The sequence below is a fragment of the Leifsonia sp. HAY1-4F genome (genome assembly GCF_056755275.1).
In genome coordinates, this window is record NZ_JBNDHX010000034.1 from 25,948 (window position 1) to 31,977 (window position 6,030).

General features: G+C 72.3%; 5 protein-coding genes. 2 read left to right on the forward strand and 3 right to left on the reverse strand.

What is annotated here, in order from left to right; all coding sequences use genetic code 11:
• Positions 1-135: 135 nt before the first annotated feature.
• Complete coding sequence (locus ACPYOG_RS08845) at positions 136-759, reverse strand: hypothetical protein (RefSeq protein WP_481293864.1); 624 nt, start codon at positions 757-759, stop codon at positions 136-138.
• Between the two features lie 74 nt (positions 760-833).
• Between ACPYOG_RS08845 and ACPYOG_RS08850 the strand changes: the two genes are divergently transcribed.
• A complete protein-coding gene (locus ACPYOG_RS08850; RefSeq protein ID WP_481293865.1) occupies positions 834-2,168 on the forward strand; it encodes an MATE family efflux transporter in 1,335 nt (444 codons plus the stop codon).
• Between the two features lie 143 nt (positions 2,169-2,311).
• On the opposite strand, the gene ACPYOG_RS08855 is transcribed toward ACPYOG_RS08850, so the two are convergent.
• The gene (locus ACPYOG_RS08855; RefSeq protein ID WP_481293866.1) at positions 2,312-3,520 is read right to left on the reverse strand and encodes an amidohydrolase; all 1,209 of its coding nucleotides are present in this window, start codon (positions 3,518-3,520) and stop codon (positions 2,312-2,314) included.
• Between the two features lie 32 nt (positions 3,521-3,552).
• On the reverse strand, positions 3,553-4,623 hold the full coding sequence (locus ACPYOG_RS08860; protein ID WP_481293867.1) for a LacI family DNA-binding transcriptional regulator: 1,071 nt from the start codon (positions 4,621-4,623) through the stop codon (positions 3,553-3,555).
• 71 nt (positions 4,624-4,694) lie between these two features.
• Here ACPYOG_RS08860 and ACPYOG_RS08865 point away from each other — a divergent pair, with 71 nt between their 5' ends.
• Positions 4,695-5,960 carry an MFS transporter gene (locus ACPYOG_RS08865; RefSeq protein WP_481293868.1) on the forward strand — a complete coding sequence of 422 codons (1,266 nt, stop codon included), beginning with the start codon at positions 4,695-4,697 and terminating at the stop codon, positions 5,958-5,960.
• The last annotated feature ends 70 nt before the right edge of the window (positions 5,961-6,030 follow it).

Sequence of the window (6,030 nt, forward strand, 5' to 3'; positions counted from 1 at the left end):
CCGCCCCCCATCACCTCACGTGTATCGCTCGATGGTACTGGTGCGATCGCCGCCGCCGCGCATCCATTCCGGCGCGATGCTCAGCCGGACACGAGGGCCGAGGAGTCCGTCGCGGTGGCCGGACCACCGCATCCCTCAGACCAGCACCTCGCCGAGCCCCCGCACCCGGCTCCCTACGTCGCGTCGGCCGGGTCGTTCGGCCGTTGCGATCTCGCCGAGCTCCCGGATCACCCGGCCGTAGTATCCGGCGGCGACGCCCGTGCGATAAGCGGCCGGATTCAGGTCGGCCTCGTTGCGCAGCCGGATCTCGGCGCGCACAGCCTCGAGGGGCGAGATGACCTTGACGCCTGCGCGGTAGCGGATCAGCCGGTGCACCCACTGGTCGAGCGCGTCGGGCAGGCCTTTCGGCACCCGGTCGTGTTCACCGGCGAGCGAGGCGCGCGCCCGCCCCATCCCGTGCGTCGTCGCGGGCACATCCCCGGCGACCCCCTCCCGTTCCGCCCGGCGGCGGTCGGCAGCGAGCACCGACAGGAGGTCGTCACTGCGATTCGCCTGCCGCGACAGCACCTCGAGCTCGTCGAGCGTCGCCGCGTACTCGTCGTCGTACCCCTCGTACTCGCCAGGGTGGGCGGAGCGGTCGCTCACCAGATCGGCACGCGCCGTCGCCGCCTGCGCCCGTGTCAGCACCGTGCGACCGCTGCGCACCCGCTCGAGCCGCCACGTCCAGGTGGCGAGCGGTTCGGGCATCAGGTGGCTCATGGGTCCACTGTAGGGACGGCCACCGACATCCCTCCGTGCGACACAGCGTCGCGGTGGGGCTAGCGTAAGTCGTCGTGAACCTCACGCCCCATCGCCCGGTCGACCGCGAGATCCTGCGGCTGGCGATCCCGGCCCTGGGTGCCCTGGTGGCCGAGCCGATCTTCCTGCTCGCCGACTCGGCGATGGTCGGTCACCTCGGGGTGGATCCGCTGGCCGGCCTCGGCATCGCGAGCGCGGTGCTGCAGACGGTGGTCGGCCTCATGGTGTTCCTGGCGTACAGCACCACGCCGGCGGTCGCCCGCCGCCTGGGAGCGGGCGACGAACGCGGTGGCGTGGCGGCGGGCGTCGACGGCTGCTGGCTCGCGCTGGTGCTGGGTATCGTCCTCGCCGCGGCGGGATGGGCGACGTCGCCGTTCCTTGCCGGGCTGTTCGGCGCCTCCCCCGGGGTGACCGAACAGGCCGCGCGCTACCTCTCGCTCTCCATGCTCGGCCTCCCGGCCATGCTCATCGTCTACGCCGCGACCGGGCTGCTGCGCGGCCTGCAGGACACCCGGACGCCCCTGGTCGTGGCCGTCGCCGGGTTCGGCGCGAATGTCCTGCTGAACTTCCTGTTCATCTACGTGGCGCGCCTCGGGATCGCGGGTTCCGCGCTCGGCACGGTGACGGCTCAATGGGCGATGGTGCTCGTCTACGCGGTCATCGTGGCGCGGCATGCCCGCCGGGTCGGCGCTCCCCTGCTCCCCCACCGGACGGGGATCGGGCGCACGGCCCGCGCGGGCGGCTGGCTGCTGCTGCGCACGGCGAGCCTCCGCGCGGCCATGCTCCTCGCGGTCTTCGCCGCGACGCGGCTCGGGCCGGGCGAACTTGCGGCGTTCCAGGTCGCGCTGACGATCTTCGCAACGCTCGCATTCGCCCTGGATGCGCTGGCGATCGCCGCGCAGGCGCTCATCGGCAGAGGACTGGGCTCCGGCGATCTGGCGAGTGTGCGCGCCGTGCTGAGCCGCTGCCTCCGGTGGGGTGTCGGGGCGGGGGCAGTCCTCGGCGTCCTGACCGTCGCCGTCAGCCCGTTCGTCGGTGCGCTCTTCACGAGCGACGCCTCCGTCGCCGCGTTGCTCCCACCGATCGTCGCGATCGTCGGACTCGGAGCCCCGCTCAGCGGCTACGTCTTCGTGCTGGACGGCGTGCTCATCGGCGCCGGGGATGCGCGCTACCTCGCGCTCACCGGCCTCGTCAACGCGGCCGTCTTCGTCCCGCTGGCGGTGGCAGCGGCGATGTGGGGCGGACGCGACCTCGCCGGCCTCTCCGCGCTCACGGTGGCCTTCGCCTTCGGCTACCTCGGCGCCCGGGCGGCGACCCTCGGCCTCCGCGCGCACGGACGGGCCTGGATGCGCGCCGGCGCCACCGTCTGACCCCCGCCGCGCCCCAGGGCGCGACATTCGTCACGAATGTGCACTCCCGCGCGCGCCAGGGCAACATTCGTCACGAATCCCCGCTCCAACACGCGCCAGGGCCACATTCGTCACGAATGTTCAGCCGTCGGGCCGGCCGACGACTACCGCAGCCACTCCCGCGCGGCCACCACGAGCGCCCGCACGCCGGTGTCGATCGTCGGCTGCGGCAGCGGGGCGAAGAACGGCGAGTGGTTCGTCGGGATGTCGCGATCGACCGTCCCGGCGGCCACCGCCGCGCGCACCGCCTCCGGGTCGCTCCCGCCCAGCAGCCAGTACACCAGCGGAGCACCGGCGGCCGTCGCCAGGTTTCCGACGTCCTCGCTGCCGGACAGTGCACCGGGGCTGAGCACGTGCTCCTCGCCGAACGCAGCCGCGAAAGCGGCGTTCACCCGGGCCGTGGCCTCCGGGTCGTTCATCGTGACCGGATAGCGCTCGCCCCATTCCATCTCCGGAGCCGTCGGCGCGCCGGACGCCTGCGACTCGGCCGCGATGATGCGATCCACACCGGCCAGGACCCGCTGGCGCACCTCCTCGTCGAAGCTCCGCACGCTGATGCCCAGCGTCGCCTCCGCCGCGATGATGTTGTTCTTCGTGCCCGCATGGAGGCTGCCGACGGTGACCACCGCCATGTCCTTCGGCGAGACCTCCCGCGAGACGACCGTCTGCAGGCGCATGACGGTGGCCGCCGCCATGACGACAGGGTCGATGGTCGTCTCCGGCTGCGAGCCGTGACCGCCGCGGCCGTGGAGGGTCACCTCCATCGTGTCCACCGCCGCGAGCGCCGCGCCCGGATGCGCACCCACCATCCCGGCCGGATGCGGGACCACGTGCTGGCCCAGCACGATGTCCGGCACAGGGATCCTCTCGTACAGTCCGTCCTCGATCATCACCTGTGCGCCTCCGCCCTGCTCCTCGGCAGGCTGGAAGAGGGCGACCAGCGTCCCCGACCACTCCGCGCGCGCGGCGGCCAGCGCCTCGACGGCGCCGAGGAGGCAGGTGACGTGGATGTCGTGCCCGCACGCATGCATCAGCGGGACCGCATCCCCGTGCTCGTCGACGACCGTCGCGGTCGAGGCCCACGGAAGGCCGGTCTGCTCACGGACGGGGAGCGCATCCATGTCGGCCCGGAGCAGCACCGTCGGCCCCTCGCCGTTGCGCAGGACGCCGACGACACCGGTCGTCGCGATGCCGGAGTGCACGTCGAGACCGAGGTCCGTCAGGTGTCCGGCGACGATCCCGGCGGTGCGGTGCTCGGTGAAGGCGAGCTCGGGATGGGAGTGCAGGTCGCGGTAGAGGGCTTCGAGATCCATACCGTCACCCTACGCAGCGCCGCGCTGGGCGACTACGGCACCCGGGGCGCCGCCGTGGTGTTGCCCTGGTGGAAAACGCTGGTGAAGGTGGAGGGATGCGGCACGCCGCCCTCGAGCATCTCCACCACCGCGCGTCCCGCCGCCCGGCCCTTGTCGACGGCGGGCTGGACGAGCGTTGTCAGGTCGTAGGGCCAGAGCCCGTCGACGCGGACGCCGTCGAAGCCGACGACGCTGACATCCCCGGGGACCTCCAGTCCCAGTTCCTCCGCGGCCCGGATGACGCCGGCGGCGAGAAGGTCGCTCTGGGCGATGATGGCGGTCGGCCGGGTGCGGGCATCGGCGAGGAGCGCGCGGCCCGCTGCGCGGCCCTCCTCGACGAAGGATCCGCGCGTGATCCACCCGCCGGCGTCCGGGAAGACGTCGCGCGCCCCCGCCAGACGCTCGACCGCGGTGGTGGAGCTTCCGGCGGCCAGCCGCTCGACGGTGAGCGGCCCGCGAGCGCGGTCCCGGGTGAGCGACAGCGTCACGACGGCGACGTCGCGGTGCCCGAGATCGCGCAGGTGCTGTGCCGCGACGCGGGTCGCCTCGCGGTTGTCCTGGCCGATCGTCGGAACCCCGAATGCCGGATCTCCCTCGATGGCGACGACCGGGATGCCGCGGCGGCGAAGCATGCCGACCGACTCGTCCATCCGGGGGCTGCAGCCGATCAGGACCACCGCATCCATCGGCGCATCCTCGATGCGCTGGGCGGCCTCCCCTGCATCGGTGAGGATGAGGAGGCCTGAATCGATCGCCCCGATCTCTTCGCTGATGCCGTCGAGCAGCGCGATCTTGATCGGGTCGCGGAAGGCATCCCGCACCCGTTCTTCCATGACGACGCCGACGATGCCGGAGCGGCCGCGGCGCAGGGAGCGGGCGCGCGGGTCGGGCCCGGCGTAGTTGAGCCGCTGCGCTGCGGCGAGGACGCGTTCGCGGGTGGCCTCGGAGACGGGGCCCGTGCCCGAGAAGGCGAGGGACGCGGTAGAGTTCGAGACTCCGGCCAGCCGGGCGACAGCGGCGAGGGTGGGCCGCGTGCTCGCGACGGCTGTACTGGGTTCTTTCACGTGTGATAGCTTAGTCGAATCGTTTCGAGTCGAAACGATTCGAGCCGACCACACCCACAGGAAAAACCCCGATGTCCCAGCCGTTCTCGACCCCTCGCCGCTCCCGTCGTGAGCTCAGCGCCTGGCGGAACGCCGTGTTCGTCGTCTTCATCCTCTCCGGCCTGTCGATCGCATCGTGGGTCGCCCGCATCCCGGGCATCCGCGACGACCTCGGCCTCGGAAAGGACCCCGCGGCGATCGGGTTGCTCATCCTCGGGCTGTCGATCGGCTCCATCATCGGTCTGTCGCTGTCGTCGGTCGCGCTCGTCCGCTTCGGGCCGCATCGCGGGATGGTCGGCGCGCTGGCGATCGTCGCCACGGGCATCCTCCTCCTCGGGCTCGGCTCCTCCCTCTTGCACAGCGTGCCGATCGTGGCGGTCGGCCTCATCCTGCTCGGGTTCGGCAACGGGATGGTCGACGTCATGATGAACGTCGAGGCCACCGCCGTCGAACGCGAGGTCGGCAAGACGCTGCTGCCCCTGATGCACGCGTGTTTCAGCCTCGGCACGGTGGTGGGCGCCGGCATCGGGGCGCTCGCTGCCTGGCTCGCCGTCGCGGTCGTGTGGCACCTGCTCATCATCGCGATCATGATCGTCGTCGCCGTCCTCGTCGCCATCCGCTTCATCCCGCGGGAGGCCGACCTCGGCGACGAGGTCGGAGAGGCCCCGCGCATCCCCTTCGGCGAGCGCATGCGGGCGGCGCTGGCCGTGTGGGCGGACTGGCGCCTCATCCTGATCGGCGTCGTGATACTCGGGATGGCCTTCGGCGAGGGATCGGCGAACGACTGGATCTCGCTCGCTGTCGTGGACGGGCACGGCCAGTCGAACTCGATGGGAGCCGTCGTCTTCGGCTTCTTCGTCGCCGCGATGACCATCGGGCGAGTGGCCGGCGGGCCCGTCGTCGACCGGATCGGCCGCGTGGCCGCCATCCGCATCACCGCAGGGATGGGCGCGGTCGGGCTGGTGCTGTTCATCCTCGGCGGACCGCTGTGGCTGGTCGTGATCGGCACCGTGCTGTGGGGGCTCGGCGTCTCGCTCGGCTTCCCTCTCGGGATGTCCGCGGCTGCCGACGGCGCTGCGAACCCCGCCGCGCGTGTCTCCGCCGTGGCGATCATCGGGTACTGCGCGTTCCTCGTCGGCCCGCCCGCCATCGGCTTCCTGGGTCAGCACTTCGGGCTGCTGAACGCGCTCTTCCTGGTCCTCGCGCTGCTCATCGCATCCCTCCTCGCCTCCTCCGCCGTGCGCCCGGCCCCCGCTCCCGCCGCCGCCCCGCGCGAGAACGCCTCCGAACCCGCCTGACGCCCCCGCGCCCCACCGCCCCGCGCTCCGCCCCTGTCTCTTATACACATCTGACGCTGCCGACGACGGA